This is a genomic window from Achromobacter sp. MFA1 R4 (assembly GCF_900156745.1).
Taxonomy (GTDB): domain Bacteria; phylum Pseudomonadota; class Gammaproteobacteria; order Burkholderiales; family Burkholderiaceae_B; genus Achromobacter.
On the sequence record NZ_LT707065.1, the window covers coordinates 5,100,867 to 5,115,706 of the forward strand.

Sequence of the window (14,840 nt, forward strand, 5' to 3'; positions counted from 1 at the left end):
CTGCGGATCGGACGTCAGGCAATGGCCATCAAGCACTGGCCATCAAGCACTGGCCATCAAACAACGGCCATCAAACAACGGCCAGACCGGCCCTCAGGCTACGGCCAGCTTGCCGTCCACCATGCGCGTCAGCCCCAGCGGATTTTCGCGCTTGATGCCGTCGGGCAACAGGGCGTCGGGCAGGTCCTGGTAGCAGACCGGACGCAGGAAGCGGCGGATGGCAGTGGCGCCGACCGAGGTCGAGGCCGGGTTCGACGTGGCCGGGAAGGGACCGCCATGGACCATGGCATGGCTCACTTCCACGCCCGTCGGGTAGCCGTTTGCCAGGATGCGGCCGGCCTTGCGCTCCAGCACGGGCAGCAGCGCGCGCGCGTCGTCCAGGTCGGCATCGTCCACGAACAGCGTGGCGGTCAGCTGGCCTTCCAGGTGCTCGGCCACGGCGCGGACCTGCGCCGCATCCTTGCAGGCCACGACCAGCGAGGCCGGGCCGAAGACCTCGGCTTCCAGTTCGCGCGACGCCAGGAACTGGTCGGCGCTGGCGCCGAACACCACTGCCCCGGCCGCGTTGCAGGCCGGATTGGACGGTTCGCCACGGCCCACGGTCGATACGCTGGCGTGGCGGGCCAGGGCATCGGCCCCTTGCTCATAGGCCGAGAAGATGCCGGGCGTCAGCATGGTGGCGGCGCCCTTGGCCTTGACGGCGTCGGCGGCGGCCTGGCGGAAGCGGTCCAGCGCCGGGCCCTCGATGCCGATGACCAGGCCCGGGTTGGTGCAGAACTGGCCCACGCCCATCGCCAGCGAGTCCACGAAACCCTTGGCGATGGCTTCGGCGCGGGCTTCCAGCGCGGCCGGCAGCAGGAACACGGGGTTGATGCTGGACATTTCCGCGTAGACGGGGATGGGCACCGGGCGGGCGTTGGCGGCGTTCACCAGCGCCAGGCCGCCGCGGCGCGAACCGGTGAAGCCGATGGCCGTAATGGCGGGATGGATCGCCAGCGCCGTGCCGATTTCATTGCCGGCGCCGAACAGCAGCGAGAACGTGCCCTCGGGCAGGCCGTGCTTGGCGACGGCCTGCTGGATCGCGCGGCCGACCAGTTCGGACGTGCCGGGGTGGGCGTTGTGCGCCTTGACGACGACCGGGCAGCCCGCGGCCAGCGCCGAGGCCGTGTCGCCGCCCGCGACCGAGAAGGCCAGCGGAAAGTTGCTGGCCCCGAACACCGCGACCGGACCCAGGGGCACGTTCGCCAGGCGCAGGTCGGCGCGCGGCAGGGGCTGGCGCTCGGGTTGGGCCGGGTCGATGGTGGCGTCCAGGAAATAGCCGTCGCGCACCACGCGGGCGAACAGGCGCAATTGGCCCACGGTGCGGCCGCGTTCGCCCTGCAGGCGGGCGACCGGCAGGCCGGTTTCCTGGTGGGCGCGCTCGATCAGCGCATCGCCCAGGGCCAGGATGCCTTCGGCGATGCTTTCCAGGAACTGGGCGCGCGTCTCCAGCGGCAGGGCGCGGTACGGGTCGAAGGCCGCGCGGGCCAATTCGGCGGCGCGGGACACGTCATCGGACGAGCCGGCGGGGTAGGCGGGTTCCAGGCGTTCGCCCGTGGCGGGATTGATGGCGTATTGGGCAGCGCCCGCGCCCAGGACGGCGGTCGAGCCGATCAACATCTGGCCGGTCAGGTTCATGGTCATCTCCAGAAAAGGGACGCCCGGTCGAAAGGACGGGCGGTTTTGCCTGCGGCGGGTCCGGGGAAAAAAATGCCCCCGGACCGGGGGCAGGCAGTAAGCGGGTGGCGCGAGGCTTACTCGGCGCCGGACTTCTTGATCAGGGCGGCCAGCATTTCCATCTCTTCGCCGGTCAGGTCGGTCAGGGGGGCGCGCACCGGGCCTGCGTCGTGGCCGACAAGCTTGGCGCCGGCCTTGACGATGCTGACGGCGTAGCCGGCCTTGCGGTTGCGGATTTCCAGGTAGGGCAGGAAGAAGTCATCCAGCAGGCGGTTGGTGGTGTCGCTGTCGCCGGCGGCGATGGCGTTGTAGAACTCCATGGCCATCTTGGGCACGAAGTTGAAGACGGCCGACGAGTAGACGGGCACGCCCAGCGCGCGGTAAGCGGCGGCGTAGACCTCGGCGGTGGGCAGGCCGCCCAGGTACGAGAAGCGGTCGCCCAGCTTGCGGCGGATGCGGACCATGGATTCGATGTCGCCGATGCCGTCCTTGAAACCGACCAGGTTGGGGCAGCGGTCGGCCAGGCGGGCCAAGCTGTCGGCCGACAGGCGCGACTGGGCGCGGTTGTAGACGATGACGCCGATGTTGACGGACTTGCAGACCTGCTCGACGTGGGCGGCAATGCCGTCCTGCGAGGCTTCGGTCAGGTAGTGGGGCAGCAGCAGCACGCCCTTGGCGCCCTGGCGCTCGGCTTCCTGGGCGTAGGCGATGGCGGTGCGGGTGGGGCCGCCGGCGCCGGCCAGGATGGGCACCTTGCCCTTGCAGGTCTGCACGGCGGTGCGGATGACGTCGGAGTATTCCTGGGGCGCGAGCGAGAAGAACTCCCCGGTGCCGCCAGCGGCGAACAGGGCGGTGGCGCCGTAGGGGGCCAGCCATTCCAGGCGAGCCGCGTAGCTCTTGGCGTTGAAGTCGCCGTTCTGGTCGAAGTCGGTCACCGGGAAGGAAAGCAATCCTTCCGAAACAATGCCCTTGAGTTCCTGCGGAGTCGTCATGTTGCGCTCATCCCTAAATGGCCGTCGCAGGCGGGAGGGGGTGCTTGCGAACGGGATGCGGTGGTAAAAGGTGAGTCATCGTACAACATCGAATTGCCGGATTCAAGGCATGTCCCCATGAGACGACCCGTTTACAAGGGGAAACCCGAAATTCCTTTCTGAAGGCTTTCAGCGATATTCTCTTGGTTGTACGATAACGTACGGTGTCCGCAGCGGGACATCCATCAGGCAAAAGGATTCAACATGCAGGTTGCAGTCGAGCAGGCGCCAGTGCTTATCAAGATTCACCCCGACGACAACGTCGCCATCGTGGCCAACGATGGCGGATTGCCCGCGGGAACCGTTCTGCCCGACGGGCTCCAGTTGGTGGACGCGGTGCCGCAAGGGCACAAGGTCGCTTTGGTCGACCTGGCCGAGGGCGACGCGGTGGTGCGCTACAACGTGGTGGTCGGCTATGCGGCCAAGGCCTTGCCGCGCGGCAGCTGGATCAACGAGCGCGTCACGACCATGCCGGCCGCACGCACACTGGAAGACCTGCCAGTGTCCACCCGCGTCGCGCCGCTGCCTCCGCTGGAGGGCTACACCTTCCAGGGCTACCGCAATGCCGACGGCACGGTGGGCACGCGCAATATCCTGGCCATCAGCACCACGGTGCAGTGCGTGCAGGGCGTCGTGGAACACGCGGTCGCGCGCATCCGCCGCGAACTGCTGCCGCTGTACCCGAACGTGGACGACGTGGTGGGCATCGAGCACACCTACGGCTGCGGCGTCGCCATCGACGCGCCCGGCGCGGCCATTCCCATCCGCACCCTGCACAACATCGCCCGCAACCCGAATTTCGGGGGCACGTCCATGGTCGTCAGCCTGGGCTGCGAAAAACTGCAGCCCGAGCGCCTGCTGGCGCCCAACGCCATTCCCATCCGGGCGGGCGATGGCATGGCCGGGGAGGGCGTGGACACCATCGTGCTGCAGGACGAAGAGAACATCGGCTTTGAATCGATGATCGCGCTCATCATGCGCACCGCCGAGCGCCATCTGCAAAAACTCAACGCCCGCCAGCGCGAGACCTGCCCCGTGTCCGACCTGACCGTCGGCGTGCAATGCGGCGGCAGCGATGCGTTTTCCGGCGTGACGGCCAATCCGGCCGTCGGCTTTGCGACTGACCTGCTGGTGCGCGCCGGGGGCACCGTGATGTTCTCGGAGAACACCGAAGTGCGCGACGGCATCGACCAGCTCACCGCGCGCGCCGAAACGCCGGAAGTGGCCGACGCGCTCATCCGCGAAATGGCCTGGTACGACGCCTACCTGCAGGGCGGCATGGCCGACCGCAGCGCCAACACCAGTCCGGGCAACAAGAAGGGCGGCCTGTCGAACATCGTCGAGAAGGCGATGGGCTCGATCGTGAAGTCCGGCTCTTCGCCGATCCATGGCGTGCTGTCGCCAGGCGACCGCCTGACGCGCAAGGGTTTGATCTTTGCCGCCACGCCCGCCAGCGATTTCATCTGCGGCACGCTGCAACTGGCGGCCGGCATGAACCTGCACATTTTCACCACCGGCCGCGGCACGCCCTATGGGCTGGCGCAGGTGCCGGTCATCAAGGTCGCCACGCGCTCGGCGCTGGCGCGCCGCTGGCATGACCTGATGGACGTGGACGCCGGCGTCATCGCCACGGGCCAGGCCTCGATCGAACAAGTCGGCTGGCAGCTCTTCCAGATGATGCTGGACGTGGCCAGCGGCAAGCAGCAGACCTGTGCGGAAAAACTCAAGCTGCACAACGCCCTGGCGCTGTTCAACCCCGGCCCCGTGACCTGATCGGGGCCCCTTCGATCCGCAGTGCCATCGCAGAATAAAACCACCGAGAGGAGACAGCCGATGGAAATTGACCCCAAAGTCCAGGCCGGCCGGCGCCGGCTGTTGGGCGCCGCGCTTGCGCTGGGACCCGCCAGCCTGGTCCAGGCGCAATCGTTCAGCTTCACCCCGCAGCAGCGGTATCCGGACCCGTCGGTGCGGATCCTGGATCCGGAATTCACCAAGTACCGCATCTACAGCAGCAGCGTCGAGCAGCTGGCCACCGGCTTTCGCTGGCTGGAAGGCCCGGTCTGGTTCGGCGACGGGCGCTATCTGCTGGTGTCGGATATCCCCAATAACCGCATCCTGCGCTGGGACGAGACCACCGGCCAGGTCAGCGTGTTCCGCCACCCGTCCAATTTCAGCAATGGCCTGGCGCGCGACCGCCAGGGCCGGCTGCTGACCTGCGAACACCTCACGCGCCGCGTCACGCGCACGGAATACGACGGCAGCATCACCGTCCTGGCCGACCGCTTCGACGGCAAGCGTTTCAATTCGCCCAACGACATCGTCTGCCAGCGCAACGGCGCCATCTGGTTCACCGATCCCCCGTTCGGTATCGGCGGGCACTGGGAAGGCGAGAAGGCCACCCCGGAACTTCCGCTCTCGGTCTATCGCATCGATCCGGCCAACGGCCGGGTGACGCTGGCGATCGGCGACATGGCCGCGCCCAATGGCCTGTGCTTCTCGCCCGACGAAAAAGTGCTTTACGTGGTCGAGTCGCGCCACCAGCCCCACCGCGTGGTCTGGGCCTTCGACGTGGGCGCGGACGGCGCGCTGTCCAACAAGCGCCTGCACATCGACGCCCAGGGACCCGGCGCCCTGGACGGCATCAAGTGCGACGAGGCCGGCAATCTGTGGTGCGGCTGGGGCAGCAACGGCTCGCCCGACGCCAAGCCCGAGGAGCTGGACGGCGTGATGGTCTTCAACCCGGCCGGCAAACCCATCGGCCACATCCGGCTCCCGGAACGCTGCGCCAATCTGTGCTTCGGCGGCGCCAAGCGCAACCGCCTGTTCATGGCCAGCAGCCATTCGCTTTATGCCCTGTACGTGGAGACGCGCGGCGCGGCATAGGCATATCCCCACCGCGGCCTCACGCGGCCGCGGAACACTTCAGCACACATACCAATCCGTGTGGAGACAGCATGAACCCGAGCAAAAGACAGTTCCTGGGCAGCGCCGCCGCGCTTTGCCTGACGCCGCTGGTGCCAGCATGGGCCCAGTCGGCCGAGTGGCCGACGCGCCCCGTGCGCATCGTGGTGCCTTACCCGCCCGGCGGTTCGTCGGACATCATCGCGCGCATCCTGGCGCCCCGGCTGTCCGAGGCTCTCAAGCAGACCGTGGTCGTCGAGAACAAGCCCGGCGCCAACGGCAACCTGGGCGCGGGACTGGTCGTGCAGTCGGCGCAGGAAGGCCACACGGTGTTGCTGTGCGACGTGGGCGCGCTGGCGATCAGCCCGTCCGTCTACACCAAGCTGACCTTTGACCCGTCCAAGGACCTGCGCGCGGTGGGCATGCTGGCCTACTCGCCGCACGTGCTGGCGGTGCATCCGGACGTGCCGGCCAAGACGTTGCAGGACCTGGTCGAGCTGTCCAAGAAAGAGCGCATCAACTTCGCGGTCACCGCCATCGGCAGCGCGCCGCACCTGGCCGCCGTGGCCGTTCAGCAGGCCACGGGCGCGCAATGGGAGTACGTGCCGTACAAGGGCGGCTCGCAGGCGGTCACCGACACCATCGGCGGCCAGACGCAGATCATCATGAACGGCCTCCTGGCCACGCTGCCGCACATCAAGTCCGGCAAACTGCGCGCCGTTGCGATTTCCAAAAGCGAACGCATGAAACTGGTGCCGGACATCCCGACCATCTCGGAGCAGGGCGTCAAGGGCTTCGAATCGGGCACCTGGCAGGGCGTGATGGCGCCCTCGAACATGACCGACCCGGTGGCCACGCGCCTGTCCACACTGATGGCGCAGATCATCAGCGAGCCCGAAATCGCCGCGAAACTGAACGAGCAGGGCGCCGAGATCGTCACCAAGAGCCCGGCCGAGCTGGCGCAGTTCTTCAACGGCGAGCGTGCCCGCTGGGCCAAGGTCGTGGCCACCACGGATATCCGCCTGGATTGATCTGCGCGGCTTCGATACACGCTGCAACTCCCCCGCCTTGCGAGAGGCGGGGGAAGGGCGCACACTGGGAATGAACCGGCCCGGTCCGGGCGGACCCGACCGTTTCGGCCGGCGCCGACCCAGCCGGGCCGTCCCGGTGGAGCCTACCGATGAAATCCCTGGTCGCCCTGGCGGCGCTGTCGGCAGCGGTCTGGTGCCATCCCGCAATGGCGCGTGATGCGCTGCCTGCCGTTCCCCAGCCGCCCGCATCCGCGCGCACCATGCCCGATACCTGCCTGGGCACGGACTGTCCGCGCATCGTGGATCCGGGCAAGCTCAACCGCGACTGCCTGGGCACGTCCTGCCCAGGGTCCCGATATCCGTCCCCGGCCCAGGCCTCCCCAAGACCGCAGGACCAGCCGGGTTTGAAGGGCGCGCCCAAATCGTGGCTGCCCCCCATGCCGCCAAGGCCGGGTCAACCGCCCGTCGGGCCCCTGACGCCGGCGCCGGCGCTGCCGCGGTAGAAGAACGAACGACAGTCCTCCGGAAAATAAACCGGCAAATAAACCGGCAAAAGAAGGCGACAGGAAGGATGATTGTGCAAAAAAAGACTTTAATATCAGAATCTTGCAAACCAATTAATCGGTAGTTAAACCGGCAAAAATGTACGATTCTCCGCATCAGTTCCTGCCCCTGCAACCCGCCGCCCATCTGCTTCAACCCTATCGCGAACGCGCTAAGAGAGATGCTGCGGAGCATGAATTCGTATTGCAGCAATCGGATTGAAGGACAGAGCACCACGCCCAGGAACATTGATGCAGCCCTGCACCACGACTTTACGGATCAACCGGAAGTGGCGCGGTTGCAGCGAATCGCTTTAGCGCATATCAACGCGGAGCGCGCGGTCGAGCAGCCGGACATGGCTGTCGCTCCGCTTGATGCGAAGTTTGTCCAGATTGCGCATGATGCGCTATATGGGCGATTGGCGGCTGCCGACAGAACAACCAAAGATGGGTTGATCGTTGAGCCCGGTGCGCTACGCCGCATCGACATCTGGCTGCCGCAGACGCCCCGCGACAGGGAGATCTGGACGGTCGGGGAAACCTCTCTCAACAGGGGCTGCTCCAGTGGGTCGACTACTTCTTGCGCGTTTGCGAGGACCAATTGGAATATATGGTCCGAATGCTGGCGCTCGATTCAATGAAAGCGAAGATCAAGGCGGCTGTCCAGGTGGAGGCAGCAAAAGGGAGGCTGCGCGAAGAAGTCGCGCTACCGCTATACCACCTGTTTGCGGCAGGCCCCGCCACCCGGGGTGAGTTTATCCAGATGACGGGGTTGGGCGAACGCACGGGGCGGGCAGCACTGTCTGCAGTATTGAAGTGCGGTTTGGCCGCATCCGAAACTTCTCGGGCTCCCGTCCGCTTCGCGTTTCCTTTGGATGCTTTGCCAGTGCTGTTTCCCGCCCTGTATGGCGTCGGAGAATAGCGCGCGCCGACGCTCAAACCGCCAGGCTGATCCAGGTCGTCTTCAGGTCCGAGTACTTGTCCAGCGCGTGCAGCGACTTGTCGCGGCCGAAGCCTGACTGCTTGACGCCGCCGAACGGCACCGAGATGTCGCCGTCGGCGTAGCAGTTGACCCACACCAGCCCCGCGCGCAGCCGGCGCGACAGGCGGTGGGCGCGGGACAGGTTGGCGGTCCACAGCCCCGCGCCCAGACCGTAGACCGAGTCGTTGGCCAGGCGGATGGCGTCGTCTTCCGACGTGAAGCGCTGGGCCGCCAGCACCGGGCCGAAGATCTCCTCGCGCACCAGCGAACTGTCCTGGCCGGCGCAATCGAAGATGGTGGGCTCGATGTAGTAGCCGCCGGTCGCCGCCAATGCCTGGCCGCCGCCCATCCGCAGGTTGGCGCCCTCGGCCTTGCCTGCGGCGATGCGGTCCAGCACGCCGCGCATCTGGCGTTCGTCGACCATGGCGCCCATGGCGGTCGCCGGGTCCAGCGGGTCGCCGGGCTGCAGGCCCGCCGCGAAGGCGGCAACCTTTTCCATGAAGGCATCGTAGATGCCGTCCTGCACATACAGGCGCGATCCCGCGATGCAGACTTCGCCCTGGTTTGAAAAGATCGCCAGCGCGGCCGCCTGGGCGGCCCGGTCCAGGTCGGGGCAGTCGTCGAAGACGATGTGCGGCGACTTGCCGCCGCATTCCAGCCACACGCGCTTCAGGTTCGACTGGCCCGAATACTCCATGAAGCGCTTGCCGGTGGCAGTGGACCCGGTGAACGCAATGCAATCGACGTCCGGATGCCGTCCCAGCGCCTGGCCGGCGACCGCGCCCAGGCCGGGCACGACGTTGAAGACGCCTGGCGGAATGCCGGCCTCGCTGGCCAGCGCGGCCAGCCGGATCGCCGACAGCGAGGCCTGTTCGGCCGGCTTGAGGATCACGCTGTTGCCCGCGGCCAGCGCCGGAGCGACCTTCCAGGCCGCCATCATCAGCGGGTAGTTCCACGGCACCACCGCGGCCACGACGCCGAGCGCTTCGCGCGTGATCGTGGCCAGGGCGTCCGGCCCGGTGGGCGCGATCTCGTCGTAGATCTTGTCGATGGCCTCGGCGTACCAGGCGTAGCAGCGCGCGGTTTCCGGCAGGTCGAAGGCCAGCGCGTCGCGGATCGGCTTGCCCATGTCCAGCGTTTCCAGCAGGGCCAGTTCTTCCTGGTTCGCCTCGATCAGCGCGGCCAGGCGCAGCAGGCGTTCCTTGCGCTGGCGCGGGGCCAGCCCGCTCCAGACGCCTGCTTCGAAGGCCCGCCGGGCGGACTGGACCGCCCGGTCCACGTCGGCGGGGCCGCAGGCCGCCACGTCGGCCAGCCTGCGGCCGTCAATGGGGCTGGTGGCGGGGAGCGTGGCGCCGTCGGCGGCGTCGCAATAGGCGCCGTCGATATAGGCCTGGCCGCCGATGGCCAGGGACGCGGCGCGAGCGCGCCAGTAGGCGGCGTCGCGGGCGCTCATGCGCGCACCTGCGCGTCGTTGGCGCGCGCCACCATGGCGTCGAGCAGCACGTTGCAGCCGGCTTCCAGATCGGCGGGCTTGGCGTCCTCGATCTCGTTGTGGCTCACGCCGTCCTTGCAGGGCACGAAGATCATGGCGGTGGGCGTCACGCTGGCCATGTAGACCGCGTCGTGGCCGGCGCCGGTCACGATGTCCATCGCGGGCAGGCCGCGGCGGGCCGCGCCGTCGCGCACCTTGCCCACCAGGTCCAGGTCGAAAGGCGTGGGCGGGAAGTACTGTACCTGCTTGACGTCCACCGTCACGCCGTGGCGTTCGGCCACGTCGGCGCAGACGGCGAGCCAGCGTTCGTCCATGCCGGCCAGCGTGGCCTCGTCCTCGTGCCGCAGGTCGACGGTGAAGCGGACCTGGCCCGGGATGACGTTGCGCGAACCCGGATGGGCGTGGATCTCGCCCACCGTGCCGCGCCCGTGGGGCTGGTTGTCGTTGGCGATGCCCACCACGGCCTGCAGCAGGAAGCTGGCGGCATAGAGCGCGTCGCGGCGGATCGGCATCGGGGTCGGACCCGCGTGCATTTCCATGCCGGTCACGCACACGTCGTACCAGCGCACGCCGAGCGAGCCGGTCACCACGCCGACCACCTTTTCCTCGTGTTCCAGGATGGGGCCTTGTTCGATATGCGCCTCGAAATAGGCGCCCACCGGGCGGCCGCCCACCGGGTCGGCGCCGGCATAGCCGATGGCGGCCAGCTCGTCGGCCACCGACTTGCCGTCGTGGTCGCGCGCGGACAGGGCCACTTCCAGCGGGAATTTACCGGCGAAAACGCCCGAGCCCATCATCACGGGCAGGAAGCGCGAGCCTTCCTCGTTGGTCCAGATGGCGACCTCGAGCGGCGCTTCGGTGACGACGCCGTGGTCGTTCAGGCTGCGCATGACCTCCAGGCCCGCCAGCACGCCGTAGCAGCCGTCGAACTTGCCGCCGGTGGGCTGGGTGTCGATATGGCTGCCGGTCATGACCGGGGGCAGGTCGTTGTTGCGGCCGGCACGGCGCGCGAAGATGTTGCCCACCTGGTCCACGCGCAGCGTCATGCCTGCCTCGCGCATCCACCCCGTGACCAGGTCGCGGCCCTGGCCGTCCAGCGCCGTCAGCGCCAGCCGGCAGTTGCCGCCCTTGGCCGTGGCGCCGATCCGGGCCAGGTCCATCAGCGACTGCCACAGCCGCTGTCCATTGATAGAAATCGTGGTCGTCATGTCAAAAGGTCCGTGTGTTCATTGGCCCGAGCGGGCGATGCGGGCTTGCGCGGCCTCGCGGATGCCCATGAGGGTTTCGCCGGGCGCGATGCCGTTGGCGTCGTAGCGGATCTCCAGCAGCGCGGGCAGGCTCTCGCGTTCGGCGAACGCCAGCGCGCGCTCGAAGGCCGGGCCGAAGTCGGCGGTGTTTTCGACCGCCTCGCCGTAGCCGCCGTAGCCGCGGATGATCTGGGTGAAGTCGGGGTTCTCGAAGCCCAGCGCGATGGCGCGGGCGGGGAACTCGCGTTCCTGGTGGGCCCGGATCGTGCCCCAGATGCCGTTGTTGAAGACGAGCACGACCACGCCCAGGCGGTACTGCATGGCCACGCCCAGTTCCTGCATGTTCATCTGGAAGCAGCCGTCGCCCGCGTAGCAGACCGCGGCGCGCTGGCGGTCTTCGAGCTTGGCGGAAATCGCCGCCGGCAGCCCGTAGCCCATCGAGCCGACAGTGGGCGTGAGGCTCGTGCCCGGTCCGGCGTAGCGGCGGTAGCGGTGCGGATACAGCGCGTAATTGCCCGCACCCACGGTGATGCAGGCGTTCGCCGGCAGGTGCGCGTCCACGTAGGCGGCGGCCGCGTCCAGGCTCATCGGGCCGGGCGAGGGCAGCGGCGCCAGGCTGTCGACCAGTTCCTGATGCGCGGCGCGCACCTTGTCGCCGCGCGGCGCGGCATGGCCGGGCGCCAGGCCCGCCACGGCGGCGGCGAAGCTGGCCACGTCGGCGACGATGGCCTGCGTGGGCGAAAACACGCGGCCCAGTTCGGCAGCGTCGGGATACACGTGGATGAGCTTCTGGCGCGGCAGCGGGCTTTCGAGCAGGGTGTAGCCCTCGGTCGTGGCCTCCCCCAGCCGCGTGCCCACGGCCAGCACCAGGTCGGCATCGCGCAGGCGTTGGCGCAGCGCGGGCGTCATGGCCCAGCCGACGTGGCCGGCGGCGTTGGGGTGGCGCTGGTCGAAGCACTCCAGGCGGCGCCACGCGGTGCCCACGGGCAATTCGAAGCGCTCGGCGAAACCGGCGATCTGGTCGATGGACGCCTGGCGCCAGCCGTTGCCGCCCACGAGCAGGAAGGGGCGCTCGGCCGCGTCCAGCAATTCAGTCATGCGCGCCAGGTCGGCGGCGCCGGGGTGGCTGTGCACGCGCGGGTAGCGCGGCAGGTCGGCCACGCGGGCGCGGCCCCACAGCGTGTCTTCGGGCAGCGCCAGCACCACCGGGCCCGGACGGCCGCTGGTGGCCACGGCGAAGGCGCGCGAGATGAACTCGGGGATGCGGTCGGTGCGGTCGATCTGGGCCACCCACTTGGCCATCTGCCCGAACATCCGGCGGTAGTCGATCTCCTGGAAGGCCTCGCGCTCGATGAAGTCGTTGCCGACCTGGCCCACGAACAGGATCATCGGCGTGGAGTCCTGGAACGCGGTGTGCACGCCGATGCTGGCGTTGGTCGCGCCCGGTCCGCGCGTGACAAAGCAGATGCCGGGTTCGCCGGTCAGCTTGCCGTAGGCCTCGGCCATGTAGGCCGCGCCGCTTTCCTGGCGGCAGACGATCGGCTCGATCGCGCCGGTGTGCTCGTTCAGCGCGTCGATGCAGGGCAGATAGCTTTCGCCGGGAATCATGAATACGCGGCGCGCGCCATGGATGCGCAACTGCTGCATCAGGATCTGACCGCCGTTGCGTTCGGGAATTGCTGCTGACGTCATGCGCAGTCTCCTAGTTGCGGGGCGGCCTGCGCGCGGCGCTCGGCGGCCCATTGTTCGAATTGTCGGTGGCGCGCCAGCAGGCGGCGCGCGGTGTTGTAGACGGGCGGGTCGATGCGCTCGGCGTCCTGGCGGCCGGCGCGCTGCGCCTCGAAGCGCGCCACGCAGTCCAGCGCGGCGGACACCTCGGCCGGCGCGGGGGTGAACACGGCGTGGATCACGGGGATCTGTTCGGCCACGGTGGCGCACTTGGACTTCAGGCCGATCCGGCGCGCCCAGCGCACGTCGGCCTCCAGCGCCGGCAGGTCGCGGTAGTTGAAGGGGCAGTCGATCGGCGCGCAGCCGGCCGCCGTGCAGTCCACCAGGAAGCGGGCGCGCAGGTGGTGCAGCTCGATGCCGTCCTTGCCGCGCTCCGCGCCCAGGCTCGCGGTCAGGTCTTCGGCCGCCAGCAGGCAGGCCGACACCCGCGGGCTGGCGGTCAGGATCTCGTAGGCGCGGTGCACGCCCAGGGCGGATTCCAGCGTGGGGACGATCTCGGTGCTGCCGGCGGGCAGGCCCAGCTCGGCTTCGAGCGCGCTGATGGCCTGGTCCAGCGCGGCGATCTGCGCGGCGCTTTCCGCATGCGGCAGAAAGACGGCGTCCGGCGCGCCGGGCATCACGCCCCGCAGGTCCGCCAGGCCGTCCTCTTCCAGCTTGTTGATGCGCACGGCCGCCACCACGCCCTGGGCGCGGCAGTCGGCGAACAGCGCGGCAATGCGCGGGCGCGCCGCCGGGCGGTCGGCCGGCGCGGTGAACTCTTCCAGGTCGGCGACCAGGGCGTCGGCGCCGCTGGCCAGGCCCGCGGCCTGGGCCGCGGCATCCATGCCAGGCACGAACATCCAGCTACGGCGCAGGGCCGCCGGACGGCGCAGGGAGGTAACAGGGATCATTGCACGTGCCTCGGCAGGAACAGGACGAGTTCAGGGACAAAGGTCAGCAGCAGCATCACGGCCGTCATGGCCAGCATCATCCACGACAGCGGACGCAGCGTCTGCATCATGTTGATGCCGCCGATCTTGCAGGCGGCCATCAGGTCCACACCCACCGGCGGCGTATTGGCGCCGATCGCCATGTTGATCGACAGCAGGATGCCGAAGTGGACCGGATCGATGTTGTAGTGGGCCAGCACCGGCATCACGACCGGCGCGACGATGATGATGACCGGGATCGCTTCCATGAAAGTGCCCAGTAGCAACAGCACCACCGTCAGCACCAGCAGCACGGCGACGCGGCTGTCGGTCCATTCGACCAGCAGCGTGGAGAGTGCCTGCGGCACCTGTTCGGCCACCAGCACCCAGGCGAACAGCCCCGAGGCGCCGATGAGCAGCAGGATGGAGGCGCTGCTCTCGCCGGTGGACTTCAGGTTGTCCCACAGCGAGCGCAGGCTCAGCGTGCGGTACCAGAAAAAGCCGATCAGCACCGCGTAGAGGATGGCGCTGGACGCGGCCTCGGTGGCGGTGAAGATGCCGAAGCGGATGCCGCCGATGATCAGGACGGGCACCATCAGCGCCGGCAAGGCGTCGACCGCGGCGGCGCGCAGCTCTTCCCAGGAGAACGGCTGGCCGCCCGCCCAGTTGTGCTTGCGCGATTGCCAGATGGCCACGCCGATCAGCGACAGGCCCAGCAGGATGCCAGGGATGATGCCGGCCATGAACAGCTTGCCCACCGATGTATCGGTGATGGTGCCGTAGACGATCAGCACGATGCTGGGCGGGATGATGGTGGACGTGGCGCCCGCGCTGCCCACCAGCGCGCACGAGAACCCCTTGTCGTAGCCGCTGCGCGCCATGGCCGGCAGCAGCAGGCTGCCGATGGCCACCACGTCGGCCACGCCGGATCCGGACAAGGCTCCGAACATCAGGCAGGCCAGCACCGCGACCACGGCCAGGCCGCCCTTGATGTCGCCCACGATGGCGGCGCACAGCCGCACGATGCGCTGGGTCAGCCCGGCGCCGTTCATGAGCTGGGCCGCCAGGATGAAGAGCGGAATCGCCAGTAGCGTGAAGCTGTCCAGCCCCACCACGTACTGCTGCGCCGCCACCATCAGCGGCGCGGCATCGTAGACCGCCAGATAGGCCAGGCAGGACAACACCAGGCCGAAGGCAATGGGCATGTCGATCAGCACCGTGATCGTGAACACGCCCATCAGAAAGAGAGCACCCGAAGACAT

At 68.4% G+C, this 14,840-nt stretch carries 13 protein-coding genes; 6 read left to right on the forward strand and 7 right to left on the reverse strand.

The genetic code is table 11. The features are described from left to right. Positions 1-93: 93 nt before the first annotated feature. Both BXA00_RS23330 and kdgD read right to left on the reverse strand, forming a co-directional pair. Positions 94-1,677, reverse strand: a complete 1,584-nt coding sequence (locus BXA00_RS23330) for an aldehyde dehydrogenase (NADP(+)) (protein ID WP_076520760.1) — start codon at positions 1,675-1,677, stop codon at positions 94-96. 116 nt (positions 1,678-1,793) lie between these two features. Next, complete coding sequence (gene kdgD, locus BXA00_RS23335; protein WP_076520761.1) at positions 1,794-2,708, reverse strand: 5-dehydro-4-deoxyglucarate dehydratase; 915 nt, start codon at positions 2,706-2,708, stop codon at positions 1,794-1,796. 243 nt (positions 2,709-2,951) lie between these two features. Between kdgD and garD the strand changes: the two genes are divergently transcribed. From garD to BXA00_RS29300, 6 genes are all read left to right on the forward strand, one after another. Continuing rightward, the gene (garD, locus tag BXA00_RS23340) at positions 2,952-4,520 is read left to right on the forward strand and encodes a galactarate dehydratase (RefSeq protein WP_076520762.1); all 1,569 of its coding nucleotides are present in this window, start codon (positions 2,952-2,954) and stop codon (positions 4,518-4,520) included. A 60-nt stretch (positions 4,521-4,580) separates the two neighbouring features. Beyond that, entirely contained in the window at positions 4,581-5,630 is a 1,050-nt protein-coding gene (locus BXA00_RS23345; RefSeq protein ID WP_076520763.1) for an SMP-30/gluconolactonase/LRE family protein, read from the forward strand. Positions 5,631-5,701: 71 nt separating this feature from the next. Then, the gene (locus BXA00_RS23350; protein WP_076520764.1) at positions 5,702-6,679 is read left to right on the forward strand and encodes a tripartite tricarboxylate transporter substrate binding protein; all 978 of its coding nucleotides are present in this window, start codon (positions 5,702-5,704) and stop codon (positions 6,677-6,679) included. Positions 6,680-6,828: 149 nt separating this feature from the next. Then, complete coding sequence (locus BXA00_RS23355) at positions 6,829-7,182, forward strand: hypothetical protein (protein WP_076520765.1); 354 nt, start codon at positions 6,829-6,831, stop codon at positions 7,180-7,182. A 233-nt stretch (positions 7,183-7,415) separates the two neighbouring features. Then, on the forward strand, positions 7,416-7,862 hold the full coding sequence (locus BXA00_RS29295) for a hypothetical protein (RefSeq protein ID WP_231952143.1): 447 nt from the start codon (positions 7,416-7,418) through the stop codon (positions 7,860-7,862). Continuing rightward, the gene (locus BXA00_RS29300) at positions 7,841-8,143 is read left to right on the forward strand and encodes a hypothetical protein (RefSeq protein WP_076520766.1); all 303 of its coding nucleotides are present in this window, start codon (positions 7,841-7,843) and stop codon (positions 8,141-8,143) included. The genes BXA00_RS29295 and BXA00_RS29300 overlap by 22 nt, the downstream gene beginning before the upstream one ends. 13 nt (positions 8,144-8,156) lie before the next feature. Here BXA00_RS29300 and BXA00_RS23365 read toward each other — a convergent pair whose 3' ends face one another. From BXA00_RS23365 to BXA00_RS23385, 5 genes are read right to left on the reverse strand one after another with little or no spacing between them, the layout of a single operon-like run. Further along, complete coding sequence (locus BXA00_RS23365; protein ID WP_076520767.1) at positions 8,157-9,656, reverse strand: aldehyde dehydrogenase; 1,500 nt, start codon at positions 9,654-9,656, stop codon at positions 8,157-8,159. After that, positions 9,653-10,903, reverse strand: coding sequence for a Zn-dependent hydrolase (locus BXA00_RS23370; protein ID WP_076520768.1), 1,251 nt, complete (start codon positions 10,901-10,903; stop codon positions 9,653-9,655). The genes BXA00_RS23365 and BXA00_RS23370 overlap by 4 nt, the downstream gene beginning before the upstream one ends. Positions 10,904-10,921: 18 nt before the next feature. After that, the gene (locus BXA00_RS23375; RefSeq protein WP_076520769.1) at positions 10,922-12,634 is read right to left on the reverse strand and encodes a thiamine pyrophosphate-binding protein; all 1,713 of its coding nucleotides are present in this window, start codon (positions 12,632-12,634) and stop codon (positions 10,922-10,924) included. Beyond that, positions 12,631-13,560 carry a CoA ester lyase gene (locus BXA00_RS23380; RefSeq protein ID WP_076520770.1) on the reverse strand — a complete coding sequence of 310 codons (930 nt, stop codon included), beginning with the start codon at positions 13,558-13,560 and terminating at the stop codon, positions 12,631-12,633. Before BXA00_RS23380 ends, BXA00_RS23375 begins: the two co-directional genes overlap by 4 nt. Beyond that, a complete protein-coding gene (locus tag BXA00_RS23385; protein ID WP_076520771.1) occupies positions 13,557-14,840 on the reverse strand; it encodes a TRAP transporter large permease in 1,284 nt (427 codons plus the stop codon). The genes BXA00_RS23380 and BXA00_RS23385 overlap by 4 nt, the downstream gene beginning before the upstream one ends.

What these genes read in the sequence shown, in the direction of transcription:
- BXA00_RS29295 (WP_231952143.1), top strand. Translation starts at nt 7,416, where the DNA reads ATGAATTCGTATTGCAGCAATCGGATTGAAGGACAGAGCACCACGCCC.
- BXA00_RS23330 (WP_076520760.1), bottom strand. Translation starts at nt 1,677, where the DNA reads ATGAACCTGACCGGCCAGATGTTGATCGGCTCGACCGCCGTCCTGGGC.
- BXA00_RS23355 (WP_076520765.1), top strand. Translation starts at nt 6,829, where the DNA reads ATGAAATCCCTGGTCGCCCTGGCGGCGCTGTCGGCAGCGGTCTGGTGC.
- BXA00_RS23370 (WP_076520768.1), bottom strand. Translation starts at nt 10,903, where the DNA reads ATGACGACCACGATTTCTATCAATGGACAGCGGCTGTGGCAGTCGCTG.
- kdgD (WP_076520761.1), bottom strand. Translation starts at nt 2,708, where the DNA reads ATGACGACTCCGCAGGAACTCAAGGGCATTGTTTCGGAAGGATTGCTT.
- BXA00_RS23345 (WP_076520763.1), top strand. Translation starts at nt 4,581, where the DNA reads ATGGAAATTGACCCCAAAGTCCAGGCCGGCCGGCGCCGGCTGTTGGGC.
- BXA00_RS29300 (WP_076520766.1), top strand. Translation starts at nt 7,841, where the DNA reads ATGCTGGCGCTCGATTCAATGAAAGCGAAGATCAAGGCGGCTGTCCAG.
- BXA00_RS23380 (WP_076520770.1), bottom strand. Translation starts at nt 13,560, where the DNA reads ATGATCCCTGTTACCTCCCTGCGCCGTCCGGCGGCCCTGCGCCGTAGC.
- BXA00_RS23375 (WP_076520769.1), bottom strand. Translation starts at nt 12,634, where the DNA reads ATGACGTCAGCAGCAATTCCCGAACGCAACGGCGGTCAGATCCTGATG.
- garD (WP_076520762.1), top strand. Translation starts at nt 2,952, where the DNA reads ATGCAGGTTGCAGTCGAGCAGGCGCCAGTGCTTATCAAGATTCACCCC.
- BXA00_RS23385 (WP_076520771.1), bottom strand. Translation starts at nt 14,840, where the DNA reads ATGTCTTCGGGTGCTCTCTTTCTGATGGGCGTGTTCACGATCACGGTG.
- BXA00_RS23365 (WP_076520767.1), bottom strand. Translation starts at nt 9,656, where the DNA reads ATGAGCGCCCGCGACGCCGCCTACTGGCGCGCTCGCGCCGCGTCCCTG.
- BXA00_RS23350 (WP_076520764.1), top strand. Translation starts at nt 5,702, where the DNA reads ATGAACCCGAGCAAAAGACAGTTCCTGGGCAGCGCCGCCGCGCTTTGC.